General features: G+C 54.6%; 23 protein-coding genes. 16 read left to right on the top strand and 7 right to left on the bottom strand.

Annotated elements, in window-relative coordinates; translation table 11 throughout:
• Nucleotides 1-90: 90 nt before the first annotated feature.
• From RA27_RS18210 to RA27_RS18200, 3 genes are all read left to right on the top strand, one after another.
• Entirely contained in the window at nt 91-1,092 is a 1,002-nt protein-coding gene (locus tag RA27_RS18210) for a helix-turn-helix domain-containing protein (RefSeq protein ID WP_039542349.1), read from the top strand.
• 207 nt (nt 1,093-1,299) lie between these two features.
• A complete protein-coding gene (locus RA27_RS18205; protein WP_039542347.1) occupies nt 1,300-2,316 on the top strand; it encodes a GlxA family transcriptional regulator in 1,017 nt (338 codons plus the stop codon).
• A 120-nt stretch (nt 2,317-2,436) separates the two neighbouring features.
• A complete protein-coding gene (locus RA27_RS18200) occupies nt 2,437-3,585 on the top strand; it encodes an amidohydrolase (protein ID WP_039542345.1) in 1,149 nt (382 codons plus the stop codon).
• Nucleotides 3,586-3,668: 83 nt separating this feature from the next.
• On the opposite strand, the gene RA27_RS18195 is transcribed toward RA27_RS18200, so the two are convergent.
• Both RA27_RS18195 and glf read right to left on the bottom strand, forming a co-directional pair.
• Nucleotides 3,669-5,648, bottom strand: coding sequence for a bifunctional 2',3'-cyclic-nucleotide 2'-phosphodiesterase/3'-nucleotidase (locus RA27_RS18195; protein ID WP_039542343.1), 1,980 nt, complete (start codon nt 5,646-5,648; stop codon nt 3,669-3,671).
• Between the two features lie 601 nt (nt 5,649-6,249).
• Nucleotides 6,250-7,359 carry a UDP-galactopyranose mutase gene (gene glf / locus RA27_RS18190; RefSeq protein WP_039542341.1) on the bottom strand — a complete coding sequence of 370 codons (1,110 nt, stop codon included), beginning with the start codon at nt 7,357-7,359 and terminating at the stop codon, nt 6,250-6,252.
• A gap of 89 nt (nt 7,360-7,448) precedes the next feature.
• On the opposite strand from glf, the gene RA27_RS18185 reads away from it, so the two are divergent.
• The 5 genes from RA27_RS18185 (at nt 7,449) to arsB (ending at nt 13,057) form a co-directional block, all read left to right on the top strand.
• The gene (locus RA27_RS18185; protein ID WP_152610742.1) at nt 7,449-8,687 is read left to right on the top strand and encodes a glycosyltransferase; all 1,239 of its coding nucleotides are present in this window, start codon (nt 7,449-7,451) and stop codon (nt 8,685-8,687) included.
• Nucleotides 8,688-8,962: 275 nt separating this feature from the next.
• Complete coding sequence (locus RA27_RS18180; RefSeq protein WP_039542340.1) at nt 8,963-9,793, top strand: metalloregulator ArsR/SmtB family transcription factor; 831 nt, start codon at nt 8,963-8,965, stop codon at nt 9,791-9,793.
• Nucleotides 9,790-10,788, top strand: coding sequence for an ArsJ-associated glyceraldehyde-3-phosphate dehydrogenase (locus tag RA27_RS18175; protein WP_039542337.1), 999 nt, complete (start codon nt 9,790-9,792; stop codon nt 10,786-10,788). The genes RA27_RS18180 and RA27_RS18175 overlap by 4 nt, the downstream gene beginning before the upstream one ends.
• The gene (gene arsJ, locus RA27_RS18170) at nt 10,785-12,050 is read left to right on the top strand and encodes an organoarsenical effux MFS transporter ArsJ (RefSeq protein ID WP_039542335.1); all 1,266 of its coding nucleotides are present in this window, start codon (nt 10,785-10,787) and stop codon (nt 12,048-12,050) included. The genes RA27_RS18175 and arsJ overlap by 4 nt, the downstream gene beginning before the upstream one ends.
• The gene (gene arsB / locus RA27_RS18165) at nt 12,047-13,057 is read left to right on the top strand and encodes an ACR3 family arsenite efflux transporter (protein WP_039542333.1); all 1,011 of its coding nucleotides are present in this window, start codon (nt 12,047-12,049) and stop codon (nt 13,055-13,057) included. Before arsJ ends, arsB begins: the two co-directional genes overlap by 4 nt.
• A 31-nt stretch (nt 13,058-13,088) precedes the next feature.
• Here the strand turns inward: arsB and RA27_RS18160 are convergent, their stop codons facing one another.
• From RA27_RS18160 to RA27_RS18140, 5 genes are read right to left on the bottom strand one after another with little or no spacing between them, the layout of a single operon-like run.
• On the bottom strand, nt 13,089-14,144 hold the full coding sequence (locus RA27_RS18160; RefSeq protein ID WP_039542331.1) for an energy transducer TonB: 1,056 nt from the start codon (nt 14,142-14,144) through the stop codon (nt 13,089-13,091).
• The gene (locus RA27_RS18155) at nt 14,141-14,518 is read right to left on the bottom strand and encodes a biopolymer transporter ExbD (RefSeq protein ID WP_039542329.1); all 378 of its coding nucleotides are present in this window, start codon (nt 14,516-14,518) and stop codon (nt 14,141-14,143) included. Before RA27_RS18155 ends, RA27_RS18160 begins: the two co-directional genes overlap by 4 nt.
• A 4-nt stretch (nt 14,519-14,522) precedes the next feature.
• The gene (locus RA27_RS18150) at nt 14,523-14,849 is read right to left on the bottom strand and encodes a biopolymer transporter ExbD (RefSeq protein WP_039542441.1); all 327 of its coding nucleotides are present in this window, start codon (nt 14,847-14,849) and stop codon (nt 14,523-14,525) included.
• Between the two features lie 31 nt (nt 14,850-14,880).
• Entirely contained in the window at nt 14,881-15,543 is a 663-nt protein-coding gene (locus RA27_RS18145) for a MotA/TolQ/ExbB proton channel family protein (RefSeq protein ID WP_039542327.1), read from the bottom strand.
• The gene (locus tag RA27_RS18140; RefSeq protein WP_039542325.1) at nt 15,540-15,971 is read right to left on the bottom strand and encodes a hypothetical protein; all 432 of its coding nucleotides are present in this window, start codon (nt 15,969-15,971) and stop codon (nt 15,540-15,542) included. The genes RA27_RS18145 and RA27_RS18140 overlap by 4 nt, the downstream gene beginning before the upstream one ends.
• Nucleotides 15,972-16,476: 505 nt before the next feature.
• Here RA27_RS18140 and RA27_RS18135 point away from each other — a divergent pair.
• From RA27_RS18135 to RA27_RS18100, 8 genes are all read left to right on the top strand, one after another.
• Nucleotides 16,477-16,695: a hypothetical protein gene (locus RA27_RS18135; RefSeq protein ID WP_152610741.1), complete on the top strand. Its 219-nt coding sequence runs from the start codon at nt 16,477-16,479 to the stop codon at nt 16,693-16,695.
• A 393-nt stretch (nt 16,696-17,088) separates the two neighbouring features.
• Nucleotides 17,089-18,054: an NAD-dependent epimerase/dehydratase family protein gene (locus RA27_RS18130; protein ID WP_039542321.1), complete on the top strand. Its 966-nt coding sequence runs from the start codon at nt 17,089-17,091 to the stop codon at nt 18,052-18,054.
• 4 nt (nt 18,055-18,058) lie between these two features.
• Entirely contained in the window at nt 18,059-18,922 is an 864-nt protein-coding gene (locus RA27_RS18125; protein WP_039542320.1) for a sugar phosphate isomerase/epimerase family protein, read from the top strand.
• A complete protein-coding gene (locus RA27_RS18120; RefSeq protein ID WP_039542317.1) occupies nt 18,916-19,959 on the top strand; it encodes a hypothetical protein in 1,044 nt (347 codons plus the stop codon). Before RA27_RS18125 ends, RA27_RS18120 begins: the two co-directional genes overlap by 7 nt.
• Nucleotides 19,956-21,131: an FAD-dependent oxidoreductase gene (locus RA27_RS18115; RefSeq protein WP_039542315.1), complete on the top strand. Its 1,176-nt coding sequence runs from the start codon at nt 19,956-19,958 to the stop codon at nt 21,129-21,131. The genes RA27_RS18120 and RA27_RS18115 overlap by 4 nt, the downstream gene beginning before the upstream one ends.
• Nucleotides 21,112-21,543, top strand: a complete 432-nt coding sequence (locus RA27_RS18110; RefSeq protein ID WP_052265373.1) for a GtrA family protein — start codon at nt 21,112-21,114, stop codon at nt 21,541-21,543. The genes RA27_RS18115 and RA27_RS18110 overlap by 20 nt, the downstream gene beginning before the upstream one ends.
• Entirely contained in the window at nt 21,536-22,339 is an 804-nt protein-coding gene (locus RA27_RS18105; RefSeq protein ID WP_241484104.1) for a glycosyltransferase family 2 protein, read from the top strand. Before RA27_RS18110 ends, RA27_RS18105 begins: the two co-directional genes overlap by 8 nt.
• Nucleotides 22,336-23,553, top strand: a complete 1,218-nt coding sequence (locus RA27_RS18100) for a hypothetical protein (RefSeq protein WP_039542311.1) — start codon at nt 22,336-22,338, stop codon at nt 23,551-23,553. Before RA27_RS18105 ends, RA27_RS18100 begins: the two co-directional genes overlap by 4 nt.
• Nucleotides 23,554-23,878 lie beyond the last annotated feature (325 nt).

Here is a 23,878-nt window from a genome sequence, read left to right as displayed (position 1 = left end):
GAATACCAAGACGCCGCAGAATAAAAACCTCAACCCCAAAAAGGGAACGGCTGAAACCGACCGAACCCGTGTAAATCAGGTGGAGGAGAAATGAAGCACTATGTCCCTACAAATGACCATGCGCATTTGGCCGAAACCAAATCGGAGAAGCCGAAACGAGAGCACCAGATCGAGATCATTCTGGCCGAGGGCGACGCAAGATCTTCAACAGATATGCTTGTCGAATTTTATCGGGCCCTGAACGATCTGTCTGACGACAATACGTATGTCACGAACATTCGCACCATAGCCGACGGGGCCGCGGGCGGCCCCCTGCACTGGGCCGGTCGTACTGCGATTTTCTGGGGAGATATCTACAAAAACTGGCAACTGACGGCGCAGGACAGGGCTTGGATAGCGCAGATTTTGAACTTGTCGCCTCGCTCGGTACTCGTCGGTGGTGCAGTTTTTGTTCTTACCCACACGGGTCGCCAGACAAGCGCGATGGCCTCTGTGCACCCTAACTTTTCTGCCGCAGCGCAAGAGGTTGGCCTGATCGACAGCGGCTCGGGCACATATCTGTCACAAGACAGCCGCACCCATAGTGCCTCGACCAGATTGGGTGCGTTACGGCTGATGTCCGACTTTATCGCAATGGACCACGGTGAGCATCTGGCCGATTCCGTGCGCAGCTATATCGGCCTGACTGACGGGAAACCTGCCTGCACAAGTCAGCTTGCAACCCGGATCATTCGACGTTCGAAAGCCGACCCGATGGTTCGACAAGTCGTCGAAAAAATGCAGAACAATCTTGAGGACCCGCTTCGGATACCGGACCTGTCCATGGCTCTTGGCACATCCACGCGCCAGTTGCAGCGGCGATTTCTGGACAGAACAGGTGTAAAGCTTTTGACAACGTATCGGGAACTGCGTCTCGAACGCGCATATAGCCTGCTTCTCTATACAGAAATGTCATTTCTGGAAGTATCGGCGGCCACGGGCTTTTCATCAGCAGGTGCTTTGACGCGCGCGTTTCGGGATCATTACAAGACAACACCCGAGAGCATACGCAACCGCCGATTTGCAGGCAGCATTTCGGGATGTGCTGCCTAGGCAATTGCTGCTACATTCTGCTGTCATCGGACTTGCCTTTATTATCTCCGATGACAACTCTGAAAACCTGCGGTAAACGCTGCCCCTATTGGCCATTTGCAGATACGTGGTGTGAGTGTCTCGCAATTGAACGCCTGACCTTTCTACCCCGTTGCCATAAGGTATTGTTGCTTAATACCCGTCTTGGTCCGCTCTGGGAGGAGAAGCATGAACCCGAGGAACTTTATCCCCAAAGGAGCCGCCAGTTTTGCCATCGAATATGACGGGCCATCCAAAGAGATCTATTTCCTGCTTCTTCCGAAGCTAACCATGCTCGCCTTCAGCGCCGCGGTCGAACCGTTGCGGATCGCCAATCAGGTTACCAACAAGGAACTCTACAAATGGTATCTTATTTCCGAAGACGGAAATCCCGTGCGGTGCTCCAACGGGGTCAAGATAACACCGGACCTAGACCTGCATACCCTGCCGCGATCATCCAGATTATTCGTATGTTCGGGCATCGAGCCCTCGGAGAGCAGTAATTCCAAAATCCTTTCGTGGATCAGCCGACAGAAAGCCTTTGGGTGCAAACTCGGTGGCATTTGCACCGGCGCATTTACACTCGCCAAGGCCGGGGCTCTGATCGGTAAGAAATTCACCTTGCACTGGGAAAACCAGCCTGCCTTCGTCGAGCATTTCGAAGACCTTAAGCCTTCGGCGAACTTGTATGAGATCGACAACGACCTGATGACCTGTGGAGGCGGCAATGCGGCCACCGACATGATGCTGGATATGATAGAAACGGATTTTGGCAAAGATCTGGCCATCATCGTCTCGGATATGTGCATCCATTTTCGCTCCAACAACCGGAAAACGCTTCAGAAATCTGCCTTTTCCGTCGCGCTGGGTAGTCGGAACCAGTACCTGATCAACGCGATGCAGATCATGCATGAGAATCTGGAAGACCCTCTGGATATTTCCGAAATCGCCGAGATCGTGCAGATCTCTCGCAGACAATTGGAACGGTTGTTTCAAAAATATGTCGAGACCTCGCCGGTTCAGTTCTACATTGAACTGCGCGTGGCACGCGCCTACGCTTTGCTGAGCGAAACCGAGATGACGGTCGCAGAAATCGCGGCGGCCACCGGCTTTGGCAGTGCGACCCAGCTTACCGTTCGCTTCAAGAAACGGTACGGCGAGGCACCGACATCGTTCAGACGGGGTTGGACCAGGCAGAAAAGTTAACTGTGCCCCCTGCTTCAAACTCATTCCAGTAGACCCGGCTGTTATCGTGCTCTACCAATCAGCTTCAACTTCTGAGTTCGCGTAGCTCAGACCGCGCCCTTCAAATAACCCGAGGCAGCCATGGATTTGAACCTACCCGAATTGCGCCGACTGAGGCAGTCCTTCCACCAAGCGCCAGAGTTGGGATTTGAGGAGACGAAAACCAAGGCAAAGGTCGCAGCGTTGTTGCGTCAATACGGGCTTGAAGTACATGAAGGCGTGGGTGTGGTCGGTATCCTCAGGGCTGGCAAGGGCAATCGCGCCATCGGTCTGCGCGCGGATATGGATGCATTGCCGATTCAGGAGGCAAGCGCGCATGATTACGTGTCCCGGAATCCCGGTGTGATGCACGCATGTGGCCATGATGGCCACATGACCATGCTTTTGGGCGCAGCAGAAGCCTTGGCTGCCGATCCCGGTTTCAGCGGCACGGTTGTGTTCCTGTTTCAACCGAATGAAGAGCTTGGCCTTGGAGCCCAAGCGATGCTGGATGAGAATGTGTTGACACGATTTCCAATCGAAGAAGTCTACGCCATACACAATCTGCCCGGCGCACCGACAGGACAGATATCCACACGAAACGGATTGATCTGTTCATCGGAAAGCCTGTTTGAAATCACGGTCAAGGGACAAGGTGGTCATGCATCGATGCCCCAGGCAGGACGCGACGCGCTTACCATCGGGTCAGAGATCGTTCTGGCACTGCAGACGATTGTCGCACGCAAGCTCGCCCCCGGGGCGGGGGCCGTTGTGTCGGTAACCGAGTTTCTGACCGATGGGCAACGCAACGTTCTGCCCGGAACGGCAACACTAAAGGGTGATGCGCGGGCGCGCAGCCCTGAAGACCGGAACAAGATCGAAGCACACATGCGCCAGATTGCACATGGCATAACGTCCGCCCATGGAGTGGAAGTCACAGTGGATTTCAAGACCGAATTCATCGAAACGATCAACGCGCCAACCCCGACCGAGGCTGCCATCCGCGCGGCGCGGCAAACCGGGCTCGAAACAATCCCTGATCGTCAGCCAATGAGTTTTTCCGAGGATTTCGCACATTTCAGCGCAGCCGTACCCGGATGCTTCGTCCTTCTGGGTAACGGCGAGTCTGGCCCGAACGGACAGCCCCTGCACTCGAACGACTATGATTTCAACGACGCTCTATTACCGATAGGCGCTGAATTCTGGACCAATCTCGTGCGCGACCGGCTGCCCCTGCAGGATGAAGGTTAAATGGGTTCTCCATATCTGCAAGATACGTTCGAGCAGCCGTCAGTTCATTGATCCGAGACGGCCGCTCAAAGTCTGATCGGCACTTACAGCTTAATACGGAATGCCGCAAAGCCATCGGCTCCTTCGCCGGCATCTTCTATCGCCACACCTTTGACATCGCTCATATAATCGCGGGCTTTTGGCCCGGTCTCGAACAACACCGTTGTGTCAGCAAGCGGTGCAAATGACCAATTGGCATCAGCTTTCGGATCGATTGTTCCTTGTTCAACAATGTAACGCACGATCACGTCGCGATTGGTGTCGGGCGCCTCAAACACGACCGTATCGCCCATCGCGCCGGGGAAAGACCCTCCGCCCGACGCGCGATAATTATTGGTCGCGATGATGAATTCCATGTCATCGGTCACCGGCTCACCATTGAACTCGAGGTTCACGATCCGGGCTGCATCAGGGTTGACCACCTCACCTTTGGGTCCAAAGCGCGAGGGCTGGGACAGGTCGATCTGGTAGGTTACACCGTCCATCACATCGAAATTGTAAGATGGGAATTCCGGGTTCAGCAGAATCGCGTCCTCGGAACCCGCGTCTATCTGATTGAACATGCCCGCCGAGCGCTCCAACCAGCCACGAACCTGTGCCCCGTTCACACGCACCGCGCGCACGGTGTTCGGGTAGAGATACAGATCCGCTACGTTTTTGATTGCGACGTCACCAACCGGGACATCGGTATAGTACTCCGGACCACCACGCCCACCTGCCTTGAAAGGTGCGGCAGCCGACAGAATGGGCAAACCTTCGTGCTCAGTGCCTTTCAGCATCTCTTCCACGTACCATTTCTGCGCGATCGAGACGATTTGTACGGACGGGTCATCTGCGACCAGCGCAAAATAGCTGTGGAGCGGGGCAGACGTCTTGCCCACTGCCCGGCGAACATAAGCCAGCGTTTCGTCGTGATCTTTCGCCACCGAGTCCAACACCTTCTCATCGTCCCCGACAAGTGCGGTGATCGAACGGTCTTCGTTACGCTTTGAAATCGGACGCGCCTCGGATGTGGTCGTCACAACCCGCCATACATTTCCGTCACGCTCAAGCAGCAGATCCAGCAGGCCGAGATGCGACCCCCAGAACCCGCCCATAACAGCCGGTTTGCCCATCAGGGTGCCCTTGTTGACATCAATTCCGGGGCGGTCCGCAAAAGTGGGTGACGGAAAAACAAGGTGGTTGTGGCCGGTAACAAGCGCATCGATACCATCGACGCCAGCCAACACGACCGAGGCATTTTCCATTCCTTCCGAGTGATCGGCATCACCGATACCTGAATGCGACAGCGCGATGATCAGGTCACACCCCTGCTCTTTCATCTCGGGTACATAAGCCTCTGCAGTCTCGACGATATCCCGAGCCTGCACATTGCCTTCCAGATGCTTGCGATCCCAGTTCATAATCTGCGGCGGAGTGAACCCAATGACACCAACCTTGATCGGATGCTTGCTGCCGTCACCCATTTCGATTTCTCGCTCGAGTATGACGTAGGGTTTTACCAGCGTCGCATCATCGCGAGGCGATGCTCCTTTCTCTTTGGCAACATTGGCCAGAACCACCGGGAAGTCTGCACCAGAAAGCGCTTTCTCGAGGAAATCGAGACCGTAGTTGAACTCGTGATTGCCAAGGGTGGCAGCATCATAGCCAACCGTATTGAAGGCGGTGATAATCGGGTGTCTGTCACCCTCTTTCATCCCACGCTCGTAGGCAATGTAATCGCCCATCGGGTTGCCTTGCAAAAAATCACCGTTATCGACGAGAAGAGAATTTGTCGCTTCGGACCGAATCTCGTTGATAATCGAAGCGGTGCGCGACAGCCCTACCGTGTCACGTGGTTTGTCCGCGTAGTAATCATACGGAAACACATGAACATGGATGTCAGTAGTTTCCATGATCCTGAGATGTGCCTGATTGTTGGCTGCAGCAACGGAATAGGGATGCAGGGTAATCGCAGCCGCGCCGGCTGTCGTTGTTGCAAGAAACCGGCGGCGTGAAATCAAATTACGATTGGAAAAGGACATAAGACACCTTTCAGGTTTGTTGGTCGACGCGTTTTCTAGGGGCGTTTGTCGACAAAGATGTGACGGCGATTTCTTAAGCGCTAAGCGCGCCGATACCGGGTTAGGCTTATAATGAATCTATTGCAAAGATTTGTGCAGTCCAAGCCACATTGCTGTCGATGCGATTTCGCGATCATATGGTTGGTTCTGGCTCCCAGGAACTGCGGCTGCGCAGAAAAACATGAGGTTACTTCATCGCCGTACCGTTATAGCGTGCCTCATTGGCTCGCGACGCATATTATTGATATTGTGATATGTTCAAAAATTCGCCGGTTCGTAAGCTGCCTCTGCCACAATACCTGACCCAGTTCCAACTCCCATCGTTCCGGTCAAGGCTGTTCCGTTCACGAAGCTGCTTGCGTATTACGGATCATTTCCACCACTTTTGTCGGTAGAGGCTCAGCCACAGACCATCGCGGCCTTGCATTCACAAAAAAGGACTTAGTTGGGCTACTCTGTAGCTGCGCGTCCCCTAATAGATGAGGCTGCTCATCAGATCTGGACCGCAAGAGCTTTGTCATAGTCAGATACGCCACCTCATCGAGCCTGAAACCCGTATGATCTATAGACCTCGTTCCATACACCATTCCGATAGGGAATCGAGCGCGGCTCGAATAGTCACGTCCATATCCATGTAGCGATAAGTGCCTAACCTTCCGATAAAAGTCACCGCTTCTTCTTGTTGCGCAGCCTTCTGGTACTTGTCCAGAATATCATCTCCATCAGTACGGTGAATCGGATAGTAGGGAATATCATCCGGCCCGCAGGCACGGCTATATTCATGGAAGATCACAGTGTCATCGTGGTCCTCCCACGGGCTGAAATGCTTGTGCTCTGTGATACGTGTCCAAGGCACCTCTTCATCCGTGTAGTTCATCACAGCACACCCTTGGGCGTCACCTTCTTTTGTGCTCCGTTCAAAGTCTAGAGTACGGTATTGAAGCCGCCCAAATTTGTGACTGAAGTAAGTGTCAATCGGACCTGACCAAAAAACATGATCGTAGTCCTGCACATTCTCGGGATCAAACTTGGTATCCAGATGCACCTCAATGTTCGGATGATCGATTATGTTCTCGATCATCGCGGTATAGCCATGTTCGGGCATTCCTTGATAGCGATGCGCAAAGTAGTTGTCATCGTAGTTAAAACGGACAGGCAGCCGCTTGAGGATCGAGGCAGGAATTTCTGTTGGCTCTTTCCCCCATTGCTTACGAGTGTAACCGAGAAAAAAGGCCTCATAGAGCTCGGGCCCGATGAAACGGAGTGCCTGCTCCTCGAAGTTCTTTGGCTCCACAATCGACGTGTCCGCACGCTCTTCCAGAAAATTGCGCGCTTCGTCGGGCGACATAGTCGTTCCGAAAAACTGATTAATCGTCAGCAGATTGATAGGTAAAGAAAAAACTCGGCCCTTGGTTGTGGCTTTCACGCGGTTCACATAAGGTTTGAATGTCGTGAAGCGATTGACGTAATCCCAGACCTCATCGTCGTCGGTATGGAAGATGTGCGGGCCGTAGGTGTGCACCATAATTCCGGTCTCAGAGTCCCGTTCAGTATGGCAGTTTCCGCCAACATGCGTTCGTGACTCGAGCATCGTGATCTTGTGCCCGTCTTCCGCGAGTGCCCGACCGATCACCGCGCAGGACAAACCAGCGCCAGCCATTCCTATGTGCATGTCTATCCCAATCAATGCTTTGTTCTATGAGAGAGATTAAGCTATGTAGCCTACAATAAAAACTGGATTTGTGGTTCTATAGGTAGAATATGAGTAACGTGTTTCTTGGAACTGGGGCCGGTCTGCCTCCGCCATCTATTCAGTTTTCTCGACGGGCCGTAAAAGTTATTTCGAACAGTCGTATCGCGGATCGCATAGCCACTTTTCGAGCAAAACACTCAGGTCGGCCAATTTGCAGGATACTAATCTTAAGCGATGGTCGCGCCGGAACAAGTGAACAGCAGTTTGCACCTTTGCAGAGATACCGTCAGGCCATTGCGGGCAAACTTGGAATCCTTTTTGATTTCGGGTCTGTTGACGAGATTGATGCGATCAGCGCCGATCAGGTTTCAGCATACGATGCTGTCGGGCTGAAAATGTCCTTCGAAACGCCTGCGCCCGTCGCTGTAGCCAAAGCCCAGAAATTTTTCGAAACCGCACGTTCCGTCGAGGCCCGTTGCCTCGTGTTCGACGGGGATGACGATCAATGCGTCCTCTGGCCGGATGTCATTACAGCCTGCGATGCTTATATCAAAAAACACCGTTTTTCCGACCTGAATGCGTACACGAAACCCTTCATCGGCAAGAGCAACCTCACAGATTACGCTGCGCGCAACTACGGTGTCGATTTTTCTGCGGACATCATTCCGAAAACACGCGCTCTAACGGAAGATCAAATAGGGAAAATTGTTCTTGGTTGGAACATCGCTCTGGACGATAAAATTCACTTTCTGGCGCGTGATATAAGTCCGGATAGACTCCGTCTGACCCGAAACGTGGATATCTCTTGCAGGGCGAGTGTCGGACCTGACCAATGGACGTACGGTATCCGAAATGATGCGGTAAAGGCTATCATGGCGCTGCAGGGAAGCTTCAAGGTACATGCGCCGACGGACAGAGTTCCGCAGCAGGAGTACTACAACGAGATGCTCAATTCGCGCCTCACCGTCAGCCCGTTCGGATTCGGAGAGCTTTGCTGGCGCGACTTTGAGGCCATTCTCTGCGGTAGCGTGCTGGTGAAGCCGGATATGTCCCACATCATGACCTATCCGGACCTTTTCGTCCCCGGAGAAACCTACATCCCAATCGCTTGGGACTACAGCGACCTTGGAGAAAAGTGCACTTCAATATTGGAAGATACAGCAGCTTTGGAGCGTATGGCCGAGACTGCACGGATGAGATTGCTCGACACACTTTCTCCAAAGAACTTCCTAAAACGTCTTGATCAGACAATGAGAGCATCCGGTTTAATAGATGATGTTGGACCTTTCGCGGATCGTGCTAGCTGAATTCATCCGCGTTTTTGATCCTAGACGCAGGCCTCTTCGGCCCTCTCAGTGTCGCAGGCTTTACAGTCAAAAAAACAAGTCGATGACATGAACGACTTTCGTTGATCAGCAGACGCCCTGATCATGGATCATGATAAACAGAAGAATATCGCGATGAACTAATGCACTTAGCGTTAATGAGCGGCTTTCTACGATCAAGCCAGTTCATGTAGAAAGCTCTTCAGTGCGGATGATCTACCTTGATAGATGATCATTATTTCTATAATCCATGAAATATGGAAAATATGATATCGAATCAGCTTGCCACGCTTGGGCACCCGCAACGTCTTTCGGTGTTCAGAACGCTCATGCGCCGCATTCCCGATCAGGTGGCGGCGGGCGATCTGGCAGAGGCACTCGACATTAAGCCCAGCACCTTGTCGAACTACCTGAACGCGTTGCAGCGATGTGGGCTGGTAACGCAGGAGCGGTCGGGAACCTCGCTGCTGTATTCGGTCGAACTGAAGAATGTGCAGGAAATGCTCGGCTTTCTGCTGAACGATTGCTGCCGAGGTCGCCCTGACATCTGTATGCCTTTGGAGCGCGGAAAAGGGACAATGACGGATCGCAAGTTCAATGTCCTGTTCATCTGTGTCGGAAACTCTGCGCGATCTATTTTTGCCGAGTCGCTGCTGCGGGATATCGCCGGCGACCGGTTCAACGCCTATTCAGCAGGGACGATGCCCTATTCGGAACTGAACCCGTTTGCCCTGCAGGTTCTGAACGACAAAGGGCACGACACCTCAGTTCTGCGCTCCAAGAACGTGACCGAGTTCTCAGGTCCTGACGCACCGGAACTGGATTTCGTGTTCACGGTCTGCAACAACGCCGCGAACGAGGAATGCCCAGCCTGGGAAGGTCAGCCAATCAGCGGGCACTGGGGCATGACTGATCCGGTCAGGGCCGAAGGGACAGACGCCGAGAAAAGCCTGGCCTTCCAGAACGCCTACGGAGCGCTCAGGCGCCGGATTCAGGCCTTTGCATCTTTGCCTGCCGAAAGCCTCGATCAGATCGCCTTGCAAACCGCTGTCGATGACATCGGCAGAACGCCTGAGGACTTAAGATGACAACTTACGCATTGAACGGCCTGGGCCGGATGGGAAAGCTGGCCCTGAAGCCGCTGCTGGAACAAGGCGCGGATATCGCCTGGATCAATGACGGGGTCGGTGATCCCGAGATGCACTCGCACCTGTTTGAGTTCGATACGGTGCATGGCCGTTGGGATGCTGTTTTCGAACATGACCCCGACGGTGTTACGATCAACGGCACTCGCTTGCCGTTTATCGGCACCAGGGATCTGAGCGATCTGCCTATGGACGGTGTGGACGTGGTAATCGACTGCACAGGTGCCTTCAAAACCGAGGCCAAGCTGGCCCCGTATTTCAAGGCCGGTGTAAAAAAAGTTGTCGTTTCGGCCCCAGTCAAGGATGGCCCTGCGGCAAACATTGTCATGGGCGTGAACGAGGCCACTTATGACCCGGCCAGGCATCACATCGTAACAGCGGCTTCGTGTACCACGAATTGCCTGGCACCTGTGGTGAAAGTGATCCACGAGAGGCTCGGCATCCGCCACGGCTCCATGACCACGATCCATGATGTGACCAATACGCAAACCATCGTGGATCGCCCGGCCAAGGATCTGCGCAGGGCGCGCTCGGCTCTGAACTCGCTGATCCCGACCACCACCGGATCGGCCACCGCTATCACGCTGATCTACCCGGAACTGAAAGGGCGTCTGAACGGCCATGCGGTGCGGGTGCCGCTGTTAAACGCGTCGCTGACGGATTGCGTTTTCGAGGTCGAGCGCGAAACGACGGTTGATGAAGTTAACGCACTCTTCAAAGCCGCCGCCGAAGGCGAACTGAGCGGCATTCTGGGCTTTGAAACCCGCCCCTTGGTTTCGGCTGATTACACCAACGACACACGATCTTCGATCGTCGATGCACCTTCCACTATGGTCGTGAATGGCACGCAGGTGAAGATTTATGCGTGGTATGACAATGAGATGGGCTATGCGCACCGTTTGGCGGATGTGGCACTCATGGTTGGTGCCGCGCTGTGAGCCGACGGCCCGAAGCCCTGTCGGCCTATATCGCCGTCACGGCGGCCTATTGGGCCTTTATGCTGACCGACGGCGCCCTTCGTATGCTGGTGTTGCTGCACTTTCACACAATGGGCTTCTCTCCGGTGCAACTGGCCTATCTGTTTGTTCTGTACGAAATCGCGGGAATGGTAACGAACCTGACGGCGGGATGGATCGCGGCCCGGTTTGGGTTGACCTCAACGCTTTACACCGGGCTTGGGTTACAGGTTGTCGCTATGTTGGCGTTGACGCAACTTGACCCGAACTGGGCGATTGGAATGTCCGTAGCGTTTGTGATGATCGTGCAGGGAGCCAGTGGCGTGGCCAAAGACCTCGCGAAGATGTCCTCTAAATCCGCCGTAAAGTTTCTGGCCCCCGCCGAAAGCGAAGGCTTGTTCCGTTGGGTCGCCCTTCTGACCGGCTCCAAGAACGCGGTTAAAGGCCTGGGTTTTCTGCTGGGCGCCGTGCTGCTAGCCATTTTGGGCTTCACCTGGGCGGCATTGTCGATGGCGATCATGCTGGCCGCCATCCTGATTGCCGTCATTATGTACATGCCACCGGGCCTGCCCAGAGGGCGCAAAGGCGCGAAGTTTTCCGAAGTGTTCTCGAAATCCGCCAATGTGAATTGGCTATCGACGGCTCGGGTCTTCTTGTTCGGCGCGCGGGATGTCTGGTTTGTGGTTGGTATCCCGATCTATTTCTATGCTGTCCTGTCGGACGGTACCGAAGACGGCAACCGCGCGGCCTTTTTCATGATCGGCACCTTCATGGCCGTCTGGGTCATCCTCTATGGGGCGGTTCAGGCCAGCGCGCCAAAAATCCTTCACGCCTCGGACCGCAGTGAAGGTGACCTGATCCGCGCCGCGCGCAGTTGGGCTGCTGCCCTGTTCTGCGTGCCCGCCGCTTTGACAGCCGCAGTATTTGTGTCCTCGGGCCCCGAGACATGGCTGACAACCACTCTGGTTCTGGGCCTATTGGTGTTCGGAGCGATCTTCGCGGTCAATTCCTCGCTGCATTCCTATCTGATCCTCGCGTTCACCAAATCCGAGCGCGTCACGATGGATGTGGGGTTCTACTACATGGCCAACGCATCGGGCCGCCTGTTCGGCACCGTCTTGTCCGGCCTGACCTATCAGATTGGCGGGTTGTCGCTGGTTCTGGGAACAGCTGCCGCAATGGTGGCGCTGGCGGCACTGGCCTCTGGCAAACTGACTGATCAAGCATCTGAGGCATATTCATGAGTATCTTTGAGCGTTACCTGACCGTCTGGGTCGCACTCGCCATGACAGGTGGCGTACTGATCGGACTCGTTGCGCCGGGGCTGGTCGGTTTGGTCGCGTCGGCCGAGATCGCCAGCGTCAATCTGGTTGTTGCTCTGCTGATCTGGGCAATGGTCTACCCCATGATGGTCAGCGTCGACTTCGGTGCGGTGGCAGGCGTGGCGCGTCAGCCGAAAGGGTTGATCGTGACACTGGTCGTCAACTGGCTGATCAAGCCCTTTACCATGGCCTTTCTTGCGGTCCTGTTCTTCGACTATATTTTTGCACCGTGGATACAGCCGGAAGATGCCGCACAATACACAGCCGGGCTGATTCTACTTGGCGCAGCCCCCTGCACCGCGATGGTTTTCGTCTGGTCACAACTGACCAAAGGGGATGCGACCTACACTCTGGTTCAGGTTTCTGTAAACGATCTGATCATGGTCGTGGCTTTTGCCCCCATCGTAGCATTCCTGCTTGGGGTCACCGAGATTTCGGTACCGTGGCAGACCTTGGTGATGGCGACGGTACTTTATGTGGTGTTGCCACTGATCGCCGGGCTGCTTACCCGCCGCCGTTTGGGATCGCAGCCCGCGATTGATGCGTTCGCTATCCGTGTAAAGCCCTGGTCTGTCGTGGGGCTGATCGCAACCGTGGCGATCCTGTTTGGGCTTCAGGGTGAAACCATTCTGGCCAAACCGCTGGTGATCTTGTTGATCGCGGTTCCGATTCTGATCCAGAGCTACGGTATCTTTGCCCTGGCCTACGGTGTGGCCTATGCCCTGAAGGTCCCGCACCGGATAGCAGCGCCTTGCGCAATGATCGGCACGTCCAACTTCTTTGAATTGGCTGTTGCCGTCGCAATAAGCTTGTTCGGCCTGCATTCGGGCGCGGCCTTGGCAACGGTGGTGGGTGTCTTGGTCGAGGTCCCCGTAATGCTGTCTCTTGTGGCTTTCGCCAATCGAACGCGCGGGCGTTTTCTGACCTGACAGATAAAAATAAATGAGGCCTGAGCCCTACTCAACCGTTCTGGTAATAAAACGACAGCTTGCGGCTTGAACCGCTCGGTGGGCGCGGAAACGGAGCTGCACGCATGACTTGCTCTCTGGCGGCGCGCTCGATCTCGGGGGAGCCTGAACTGTCGACAATATCGACCCACGCCAATGATCCATCCGGGTTGATCTCAAAGAACACCTGAGCGAACCCACGGACCGGTACATAGACAACGGGCGCCCGGTTCAGATGGACCAGGACCTGACCCGCATAGTTCGTTGTATTGGAGTTTCCCCTGCCGCGACCAGTGGTCGGGTTTCGCGCACTACTGGTTCTGAATGGGTCAGCTCCTTCCTTTTGGTAACGACTGAGCGGCGATTCCACTGTTCGCTCGGGGTTGCGCAAATTTTCGAAGCTGCTGAACCCGTCGAGACTGGGTTGCGTTTCGGGTACCGGTCTGCGGTCCGGCAGACGCGGGCGTTTCGAAACAGTCACAGCCTGTTCGGAAGCGTCGGTTTCCTCGCGGGGTTCTTCGGGTGTCGGCTCATCGATTGTACTCGGGATTTCCGGAGCAACCGTGGTATTCTCACTCGGTTCTACCGGGGCAGATGCTTCGTCTGTCGGTGATAACGCGGCCAGCCGATCCGGTTCAGGAGTGACGGGTGACGTTACCTCAGCCTCCGCGTTTTTTGCCGTTTCGGTGCGGGAAGGAGCGACTGGTTCGGTCAGCGCCTCTTCGGGTGCCTCAGGTTGTGGAGACGCAGCTGATCCGACATCCGGCGACGTTACCTGCTGTGGATCGGGAGAAGCGACAAGCGTTTCGCTGATAGGGATTGCTGCACGCTCAGGCTCGACAAGCTCTTCAACCGGGGGCTCAGGCGTTTCGGCAGGTTCCGGTTCGACCGGGTCGGGTGTCACTTCGGTAAAATCTTCGAATGAATTGCCCAGCTCAACTGAGTTTTTGGAGCCCCCATCAGTTCGAAGCTCCGGCAGATTTGGCCCGAAAAAGCTGATCCCAAGGAAATGTACAAAGAGGGACAGCAAACCAGCCGCTGTGGCGACCAAAGCCGACTTCCGGATCATTTCAGAGCCTGCTCGGTCACGAGGAACACCGATGGCGCGCCGTATCTCTTAAGGTCGCCGGTGACTTCCATCAACCGCTGGCCCGGGACGTTACGGTCCGGGACAATCCTGACGGGTCCTTCATCATGGCTGGCCATGAAAGTCTCAGGATCGGTCTGCACCCCACGGAAACTGAGCACACCGTCTTCTTTCAACACAAGCGCGTCAGGAGGGTCGCGTCCCTCAAGTTCAGACGTGTCGACAAGCTGAAGCTCGGGATCAAGGGGCGACGCCACTGTACCGGCAATCAGAAAAAAGATCAGCATCAGAAAGACGACGTTGATCAAAGGTATGGTCGAGTCACGTTTGCGGTTTGGGCGAACGGAGCGGATCATCGGCTCACTCCAACACCGTCACGGTCAGGCCATCGCGACCACGCAGTACAACCAGCAGATCCACAAGTCGCTGAGCTGATGTATCGGCATCAAGGCTGACCAAAGCCTGCCCCGTACCGATCTGTGTTGACAGCTCGTCCAGAGTCACCGTCTCACCATTCAAAACGATCCGCTCGGCACCGATTTGGATGAAGACCCGTTCTACCGGCGCATCCGTTGTTGTCGCTCCTGCTGTTGCACTGCTCAGCTCGATTTCGGCGAACCTCGAAAAGGTCGAAGACAACATGAAGAACAGCAACAGCAGGAAGATGACATCAATGAGCGGTGTCATCGACATCGGTCGTCTGACAAAGGGTGCCGTGTTACGCATGTTCTGCGCTCAGACTCTCATTGGCGCCTGTCTGGGGATCGATCGATCGGGTCGGCACCAGAACCGTGCGCAGCGCTTTGTCCGCAAAAACCCGTTCCCGCGCGGTTCGGCTTTCGAACCAGGACAATACCATTGAGGTTGGCATTGCGACGGCAAGGCCGACCGCTGTGGTTACCAAAGCAACCCAGATACCGCCCGCCAGTAACGACGGGTCGACCGACGAGCCTGCGGATTGAAGGCTTTGGAACGCGTCAATCATTCCCAGAACCGTTCCGAACAATCCAAGCAACGGGGCAAGTTGGGCAACAGTGTCCAAAAGACGGAACCCGCGCTCCAACCCGGCCAGAGCAAGCCCGGCCTCGGCATCCAGCCGGGCATCCAGATCAGAAGCGTCCGGCGCATCCATCGCGGCCTCGACGAGAGGGGCAAGATAGCTGCTGCTTTGAGCAAGGCGCGCACGTGCAGTGGGCCGGTCACCCGCATCCCATGCCTGAAGAGCTTGCGACAGAATCTTGTGCCGACCCACGCCACACGCCGCGAATTGCCACAGCTTGTACAGGCTGACCGCCACGGTCAGCACCGACATGACGATAAGGACTGCTACAACGGGCCCGCCAAGAGCGAGAATCTCCCGAAGAGACGTCAGTACGCTCATCCAAGTAACTCCACTTCTATCCGGCTGCTGAGCGACAAGGCCGATTGGCAGACATCGCTCTGAGAGCCGTTTATCACACACGAGTTCGCACCATTGATCAGTGCGCGCCCTAAAGAGTCGCAAGCCATCCCCGGCAGGTCAAACTGGCGTACGCGCGGGCGGTTCAATGGTAGTTCGCGAAAATCGAAAAGCGACAGCGTAACAACACCGCCTTCGGTGTCAAAAATCACCGTCTCAAACACCGCTTCATCGATATCCATTCCGGTCTGGTTGTCTACGACAAAGGACAGCCGGCACGCCCCATCAACTTCTTGAACAGAGTTTAGTTCCAACGAAATCTCTGGGTGAGTTTCGCTGGCAGACTGGGCCGATGCCCCGAACGAAAACATACTTAGCAAGACTGTAAGAATGACGCGGAAGATCAACATTGACAGGCACCCGTTTGCTTGTGCGAAGCTCGATTGCCCGCGAAGTCTTGCTGACAATGCCCCTCTCTTAACTGATACTATGATCACATCAAGGGACGATTGAAACCACTGTCAGTGCGTTAACTTGAAGGGCGCGCCGGGGTTAGCTTACTCAGGAGAGAGGACTCCGACAACGGTTGATGCTGCCTTCTGAAACCAGTCGATCAAGGTGTTGGTAGTCCGCCCAAGCACTGGGCGCGCTATGAAACACAGATTTGGTTACGAACAAATCATCGGGGTGATCCAATAATATGGGAATGCTGCGCAGCCGCGCGAACTTTACTGCTTTTATCCAGCGAGGGTACGTGCAGCCAGGAAACCCGCACAGCCACTCAGAGACAAGTACGGGAAGCAAGAGTGGACAGATGAGAGCTGAGAACACAAACCCCGACTGACGCCGGATTCAAGAAGGCTGGATTGAAATGTAATCATTGATTACACTGAGCCAAATCTAGGGGAGATGCCTGTGATCAGCATCATGATCCGAAATCTGAATGACAGATCGAAGAAGCGGGCCCGAGGCTCCGGGCATGGGCATTCGATAGATGAGGATATGAGAGAATCCCTGCGCCACGCCATCGGCGGCGAGACATCAAAGCGGCGCAATCGCTGCGTGGGTCCGAACAAGGAGGAGATCACTGCAGCTTTGCCTGAACCCATTCATGAACCGCCGAGCTTCGACTGAGCGGCGGTTTGATCATTCTGGATACAGATATCGTCTCCGGACCCTTTCGGCCATCGCCAGAGGCTAAGGCGGATGCGTGGCAATCCCATCTCATATCGCACGACGGTGCGAACTTAACATCACACAAAGCACAATTTTGCAGGGGGTATCCAAGACGCGAATCTTGGCCCATCGACAGGGCCGCGAACGGAACCTACAGCAACATCAGAGCGATGCGGCACCGGGTGAGGCGGTCGGTCGCCCGTTTTGTTGACCCCCTGATAGCCGCCGGAGGCCGCGCCGGGGGCGTGATCGACGCTACCGAAAACGCCAAAGAATTTGACGGGTATAGTATAGATGTATTCAATTCTCGCTGCGCATAAATTGGAATCAATTAACGTACGGAAATAGTAAATGTTAGAGCCGCGTAACATCGGCATACTGGGAAGCACGGGTTTTGTTGGCTCAACAATCGCGCGGAGCTTTACGACAGCGCAGGGCTTTAACTCGCGCACCGTGGGTGAAGCTGAAAACGCCAACTTCGAGACGCTCTATTGCGCGGCTGCACCCGGTTCGATGTTCGAGGCGAACAGGTATCCAGAGCGGGATGCGAAGCGCATTGATGCACTTATAGCCTCAATCTCGCGTATGCACACCGAACGTTTCGTTTTGATTTCCACGATCGCTGTGCTCGACGCCTTTGATGCAGGCCGTACCGAGACAGACCACCGTTACCAGGAGACCACGCCATATGGCGTTAACCGGAGGCGCTTGGAAGCTGCTTGCCATGCCCATTTCCCTCGTTGTTTAGTGGTGCGCCTCCCAGCACTCTTTGGACCGGGGCTGGCAAAGAACTTCATATTCGACCTCATCAATCCGATGCCGACGATGCTGAACGAGAAGGCCTATCAGACCTTACAAAGTGGCCTTTCGGCATCGCTATTACCATCGCTTGAAACAATCTATGCGCTTGATACGACTCTGGGGATGTATGTGATTAATCGCGCAGCGCTCAGCACTCAGCCCGACGGTGAAGCCCTCACGGCGGAAGCGGATCAGTTGGGAATTAACGCTATGATGTTCCACAACCGGGAGACCACTTTTCAGTTCTACGATATGTCTCGACTGGTTGACGACATTGATCTCGCTTTGGGTGCCGGGCTGGATGTTCTTCACCTAGCCCCGGCCCCTCTCAAAACATCTGGAATATACAGCGCGCTCAAGGGCCATGAGATGCCAGAGACCCATGGCCGCGTTCACAACGAGGACATGCGAACGCTTCATGCTCAGCTCTGGGGGCGTAACGGACCCTATATGAACCGCCCCGAGGATGTACTTGACACGCTAACCCCGTTTTTTAACGCCGAATTGGAGCGTTAATAGGATGCAGTTTGCGGTATCGAACATCGCTTGGCAGGCGTCAGACCGACGGGCGGCTTACGCACGTCTCGAGAGGGCCGGGATAACCGGGCTCGAGGTCGCGCCGGGGTTGTTGTTCTCGGACAGTGAGGACCCTTTCCTACCCACCGAACGCGAGCTCGCAGCGGTCTTGGATGAAATCTCAGCGTATGGGTTGAGCTTGGTATCGATGCAGTCTCTGCTATTTGGGGTTTCTGGAGCGGATTTGTTTGGAGATGCCGAGGGGCAAATCGCGTTCAGCCGAGGGCTAGGAAGAGCTATTGATCTGGCCGCGCGTCTCGGCCTCCCGAATCTCGTGTTGGGTTCTCCAAAGCAACGCATCCGCCCAGCAGGCATGACCTCAGAGGCCGCAATGGAGCACGCTGCGGCAATACTTCGGCCCTTGGCCGACAAGGCCGCTGCGAGCGGGATACGGATTGCCATGGAATGCAACCCAGTGGACTACGGAACGAACTTCCTGACAACCCCGGACGAGACACTGGCCTTCGTGAGATATGCCGCACATCCTGCAATTGCACTCAATTTTGATATCGGCGCGAGCTACCTTACGGGTACGTTTGCCCAAGTGAACTGCCTGATCGAAGATGCGGGGGATACGATCAGCCATGTACACATCAGTGAGCCGTTTCTCTCTCTGGCACCTGCCGATCCGACCGAGGCCGGGCGCGTACTGTGCGCTCTGCAAGATATCGGCTACAAACACGCCGTTTCCATTGAGATGCGGCAGCCCGAGAATGGATTGACCGGGCTCGACGAGGCCTTACGGAATCTTGCTGTCGCGCGGAACATCCTTGAAGCGTCTGCGACAGGAAGGGCAAGAAATTGCTGAATCTGCGAGATGACATACTGATATCCGTCTGCTTCTCGGATGCAAATGCTCCCAAGCCGACCCACGCCTGCCTCGCGGCTTTGGTGGAGATTCTTAAGGCGCGGTACCGCTACTGGGAAATCCTGATCGTAAACGAAGCTGGCCTTGAAGAGGAGTTCGAGGAGACGCTGATGGCGCTTCCAAACCTACGCTATCTCTCGGTGGCGCAGGGTCTCGACGACAGCCAACGCCGCTTGGTCGCGGCGTCCGAAGCGATCGGCGATATTGTGGTGATTACATCCCTGCAAGAGGTCGATACGATGGATATCCCCGCCATGATCGAAGAGGCAAATGCTAACGACGCGGTCATCCTTGGCTTACGTCGAGCGACGGCCGCTGCAGAGCCCTTGATCATAGCACTCGGCCGAGCCAGCGGATTCCAGGCCAGTACCCGCGACATGAAGACGGTAGCCTTTCCCCGCACCGCCCTGAACCGGCTTTTAAGCCACCCCAATCCGGTGCTTGCAATTCGCTTTCCACCGCGCGATTCATCGCTTTCGGTCCTGCGCAAGGCGCAGAGCAAAGACACCACTAGAACAACACCGCCCATACAGGGGCGCTCAGCAAGGGCCTTCTCCCGCCTCGACCTACTCATGCGAATGGTCACTGAAGCTGGTCCGTCAATCCTTGGCGCGGTCGCACTTCTTTCTGTTGTGATTTCCATAAGCGCCTTCCTGTTCGCGATCTATGTCGTGATCGTCTACTTCACCAAAGCGGACATCGCCGAAGGCTGGACGACCCTCTCACTTGCGATTTCGGGGATGCTGGGCTTCCTCGGCATCACTCTGTTCGCCATCTCTATCACCCTTCGCAAAGTGGCCGAAACCACTCGTGGCGGCGCAACAGATTATCTGATTGCCGAGCATAGCTCTGTCGACCTTTTTGAAAGTGTTGCCCACGCTCTGAACGTGGATACCGACGATAGAGACCATCAGGAGCTCCCAGCCGAGCCTTTGGAAATCAACGCGCCCTCTCGGTCCGGAAGGAATGGCGCATGAATGCGTCACGAAACGTAGACTATGTGGTAATCGGGGGTGGTTTCTATGGGTGCTGCCTCGCTCTGTATCTACGTTCGGCCGTCCGTGATGTGGTGCTCGTTGAGGCGGAAGAAGCCATTATGACCCGCGCGTCCCGAGTTAATCAGGCGCGGCTACACTCCGGCTTCCACTACCCCCGATCGATGATGACGGCGCTCAAATCCCGTAAGCTCTGCCGACAGTTTGCGCAAGATTTCCCGGAAGCAATCGTATCGGACTTTCAAATGCTCTACGCCATAGCCCGGCAGCGGTCGAAAGTCTCAGCCAATCGGTTCCGCATGATGTTTGAGAACATGCAAGCCCCCATCACTCCGGCGCTGCCAAGCGAAGTCGCTTTGTTCGATGAGCGCCGGATCGAGGCCGTGTTTCGCGCAGACGAATTTGCATTCGACTACTCTGTACTCGCGCGCGGCCTCGCATCCCGGCTTGACGCAGTCAGCCTGGACATACGGCTCGGCACGGAAGTCGTGTCGGTTGATGATCTCCCCGGCTCCGACAGCGCGGTGGTTCATCTCTCCGACGGCAGCACAATAAATGCACGCCATGTGTTCAACGTCACATATTCACAGATCAATCATACGCTCAGGCAGTCCGGGCTGCCACTAGCTCGGCTAAAGCATGAGTTAACCGAAATTTGCCTGATTGATCCGCCGGAGGAAATACAGCGCTATGCCGTGACCGTCATGGACGGCCCGTTTTTCTCACTCATGCCCTATCCGTCTTCGGACAAATACTCGATTACGCATGTCCGCTATACGCCACACTTAAGTTGGACAGATCAGACGCAGCCTGTGCCACCTTATGCAGTTATGGCCGAAAGCCCTCTTGAAAGCCGTTTGAAACACATGGTCCTGGATGCAGCTCGTTATATGCCATGCGTCGGCAGCATCAGGAACGGGCAATCGATCTACGAAGTCAAGACTGTCTTGATGAAAAACGAGAGCGACGACGGGCGGCCGATCCTTGTCCACAAGGAACCTCAGATCGGACGCGTGACCTCTGTTCTTGGTGGTAAGATCGACAACATCTATGACCTCTTTTCCCATCTAAGCAGAGTGAGCCCGCACCTTGCGAAGGCCGATCTTCGGTATGTGGTCTCGGACTGGAAACGCCATGTCACAGCCTCGGCGTGAATTCCTGCGTTACGGCATCACTATCGCACTCGGCCTAGCCGTTGACCTGACCGCTGCACGCACAGCGGTTGCTTTTGGCTTACAACTTGAATTGGCCGCTATCATCGGGGTCGCTGCCGGCGCGGTCTTTAACTACATTCTCTTAGAACTCTGGGCCTTTGCGGGGCCAAAGAATGTGACCGCCGTTGCGCGCCCTCTGCGCTATCTCGGAGCGTTGGGTATCACTATGGCAGTTAGGGCCGGGACCGTTTGGATACTGGAAGAAGCCTTACGGTTCCAAAGCCGGCCTTTGCTAATTCTCATTGCCGCTGCTGCGGTGTCCTTTGTAGTGAATTTCCTGCTTTCAAAAAACTGGGTGTTCTCCCGGCATGATAAGCCATCAGAAGACGAAGAGGATGATATCCATGCCTGACGTTGCCACATACGTCGACGATACTGACTGGGAAATACCAGAGTTTGAGGTTCTTGAGCTTGCGCCGAAATGCCATGACGCTGTCCTCATCATTCCGGTTTTGAATGAAGGCGAGCGCATTCAAAGCCAATTGCGGGTCCTTGCTTCGCTTGATCATCCGGTAGACGTAGTTGTCGCCGATGGTGGTTCGACTGACGGATCACTCGAACCCGCATTCTTAACCGAGGTCAGAGTTCGAGCCCTGCTTACCAAGACCGGCCAAGGACGGCTGAGTGCGCAACTTCGCATGGCCTATGCATGGGCTCTCAGGCAAGGGTATCACGGGATTTTGACGGTCGATGGCAACGGCAAAGATGGAATGGAGGCTGTCCCTCTGTTCCTGGACAAACTCGCTGCCGGCTACGACTACGTTCAAGGTTCCCGCTATCTTCCTAGTGGCGGGCATAAGAACACACCACTCGAGCGCACACTCGCAAATCGCCTAATCCATGCTCCGTTGCTTAGCCTCGCCTCCGGTACTCGGCTCACAGATACGACCAACGGCTATCGCGCTTATTCGGCACGTTACCTACTCGCTCCACGCGTTCAGCCATTTCGCGATGTGTTTGTCTCTTATGAGTTGCTTTTCTATCTGAGCGTTCGCGCTGGACAGCTTGGCTTTCGTGTCGGTGAGGTACCAGTCACACGGCGGTATCCGGAGATGGGTAAAACGCCAACAAAGATCACAGGTCTCTCCGGGAAACTAAAGATTCTTCGACAGACGGTTCTCGCCGCTTTGGGGAGCTTTAAGCCATGATCCAGTCGTTTCAGGATAGAATTCTATTCCGAATAGTCATCGTCCCTGTTGCGATCTTCCTGATCGCAGCCTCGATCTGGACTGGACTTTCAAGACAGGGCGACCCAGAAAGATACCCCAACTACGCTGACAGGGGTGATGCATACTCCGAGCAGATCATCCGTAACACCGTGGTCAATGCTTTTGTAGGTGACGAGAATGTAAGCGGATCGCTCATCTGGACCCGCGGATATCCATCCAATATTGCTTACGACCCGGTGGGTACCCGGCGTTACCATTCGCAACTCGGTCTACAAGTGGAAATATATAAAGTGATCGCTAAATTTCGCGGTCAACTTACGGAAGCCAATTCATCTATTCTATTTGAGAGCTTTCGGCTGATGAACTGCCTTATCGCCGTTTGCATTCTTTATATATTCTTTCTCACCCTACTTTCATCTCGTGTGATTGCCCTTCTGGCAACGTGTCTAATGTCAATGTCGGCTGGCTTGGCCTTGTTTGGCGCAAATCTCTACTGGACGTATTGGATGATGTTTACACCACTGCTGACGCTCCCCATTCTGCTTGCAGGCAGGACTTTTCTTTTTATTTTAATGGGTTTCCTCTTCGGGTTGCTTTATTTTTCTGTGCGATACGAGTTCGCAACGACATTTGCTCTGATGTGGCTCCTGCCGGTCATATTGGCGTCGACCAAGACAACAACCAAACCGATATGGGTAGGTGGTGCTGGTTTCGCCGCTGTTTGCGTTTCATTTCTGATAGCTGTTGCGATCCACCATTATCGTGTCATGCAGGTGGAACAGGTCGCGTTCTCAGCGGCTTCGCGCTATGTTTTCGAGAATGTTGGGCTGCGCATTGCGTCTTTAGATCGAGTTCCCTTTCCAATGTCACTCGATTTCTTCAAGATTATTGCATTTCGCATGACTGAAAATGCTTTTGCGTTTGAGGACATATTTTCCATTTCAAGGTTTTTAGTGGTGCTATTGACAGTGGTGATGTGCTTATTTTCCAAAGATAAACGCAGTTTTTTAATACTACTGTGGATATTGGCGACATACGGATCTTGGTATGTTTTTGGATATCAACACATTATGCAGCATTATAAATATGATGCGATGCTGTTCTCAGCGACGTGGGGGCTGATGTTTACTTTCTTCGTTTGCAAGTGGGTAGTTTCTCAAACGAGTAGGGCCGGCAGAATTCTTAATCAATGATCATCTGTCGAAGACAAAGCGAACCGCCGAGGGACGCAAACAAATACTCCAAGAAGAGGCATTCTGCTATTCATCATCAAATTTGAAGTATTTTCAGGCAAGCGTCCGGCAATTACAGCCACTGTGGCAACAAGTTTGGGGACGCGTAGTGAGTAATATTTTGTTGGTAGGTGCTGCCAAGAGGGGGTAGATTGGCAGCACCTGGTGCACTGTTTAAACAGTGCTGGGAGGGACCCTGAGTTTTAGTTTCTCCAAAGGCATCGCAAACCGCGATGGTAATCCGAATTGGTTTCGACCCGGGGGTTTTAGGGTCAAACAGTCTTAG

The organism is Ruegeria sp. ANG-R (genome assembly GCF_000813985.1).
GTDB lineage: Bacteria > Pseudomonadota > Alphaproteobacteria > Rhodobacterales > Rhodobacteraceae > Ruegeria.
The sequence above is the reverse complement of the archived record's forward strand: the minus strand, read 5'-3'. Positions and strand labels throughout refer to the sequence as shown.

What these genes read in the sequence shown, in the direction of transcription:
- RA27_RS18210 (WP_039542349.1), top strand. Translation starts at nt 91, where the DNA reads ATGAAGCACTATGTCCCTACAAATGACCATGCGCATTTGGCCGAAACC.
- RA27_RS18205 (WP_039542347.1), top strand. Translation starts at nt 1,300, where the DNA reads ATGAACCCGAGGAACTTTATCCCCAAAGGAGCCGCCAGTTTTGCCATC.
- RA27_RS18200 (WP_039542345.1), top strand. Translation starts at nt 2,437, where the DNA reads ATGGATTTGAACCTACCCGAATTGCGCCGACTGAGGCAGTCCTTCCAC.
- RA27_RS18195 (WP_039542343.1), bottom strand. Translation starts at nt 5,648, where the DNA reads ATGTCCTTTTCCAATCGTAATTTGATTTCACGCCGCCGGTTTCTTGCA.
- glf (WP_039542341.1), bottom strand. Translation starts at nt 7,359, where the DNA reads ATGCACATAGGAATGGCTGGCGCTGGTTTGTCCTGCGCGGTGATCGGT.
- RA27_RS18185 (WP_152610742.1), top strand. Translation starts at nt 7,449, where the DNA reads ATGAGTAACGTGTTTCTTGGAACTGGGGCCGGTCTGCCTCCGCCATCT.
- RA27_RS18180 (WP_039542340.1), top strand. Translation starts at nt 8,963, where the DNA reads ATGGAAAATATGATATCGAATCAGCTTGCCACGCTTGGGCACCCGCAA.
- RA27_RS18175 (WP_039542337.1), top strand. Translation starts at nt 9,790, where the DNA reads ATGACAACTTACGCATTGAACGGCCTGGGCCGGATGGGAAAGCTGGCC.
- arsB (WP_039542333.1), top strand. Translation starts at nt 12,047, where the DNA reads ATGAGTATCTTTGAGCGTTACCTGACCGTCTGGGTCGCACTCGCCATG.
- RA27_RS18160 (WP_039542331.1), bottom strand. Translation starts at nt 14,144, where the DNA reads ATGATCCGGAAGTCGGCTTTGGTCGCCACAGCGGCTGGTTTGCTGTCC.
- RA27_RS18155 (WP_039542329.1), bottom strand. Translation starts at nt 14,518, where the DNA reads ATGATCCGCTCCGTTCGCCCAAACCGCAAACGTGACTCGACCATACCT.
- RA27_RS18150 (WP_039542441.1), bottom strand. Translation starts at nt 14,849, where the DNA reads ATGACACCGCTCATTGATGTCATCTTCCTGCTGTTGCTGTTCTTCATG.
- RA27_RS18145 (WP_039542327.1), bottom strand. Translation starts at nt 15,543, where the DNA reads ATGAGCGTACTGACGTCTCTTCGGGAGATTCTCGCTCTTGGCGGGCCC.
- RA27_RS18140 (WP_039542325.1), bottom strand. Translation starts at nt 15,971, where the DNA reads ATGTTGATCTTCCGCGTCATTCTTACAGTCTTGCTAAGTATGTTTTCG.
- RA27_RS18130 (WP_039542321.1), top strand. Translation starts at nt 17,089, where the DNA reads ATGTTAGAGCCGCGTAACATCGGCATACTGGGAAGCACGGGTTTTGTT.
- RA27_RS18125 (WP_039542320.1), top strand. Translation starts at nt 18,059, where the DNA reads ATGCAGTTTGCGGTATCGAACATCGCTTGGCAGGCGTCAGACCGACGG.
- RA27_RS18115 (WP_039542315.1), top strand. Translation starts at nt 19,956, where the DNA reads ATGAATGCGTCACGAAACGTAGACTATGTGGTAATCGGGGGTGGTTTC.
- RA27_RS18110 (WP_052265373.1), top strand. Translation starts at nt 21,112, where the DNA reads ATGTCACAGCCTCGGCGTGAATTCCTGCGTTACGGCATCACTATCGCA.
- RA27_RS18105 (WP_241484104.1), top strand. Translation starts at nt 21,536, where the DNA reads ATGCCTGACGTTGCCACATACGTCGACGATACTGACTGGGAAATACCA.
- RA27_RS18100 (WP_039542311.1), top strand. Translation starts at nt 22,336, where the DNA reads ATGATCCAGTCGTTTCAGGATAGAATTCTATTCCGAATAGTCATCGTC.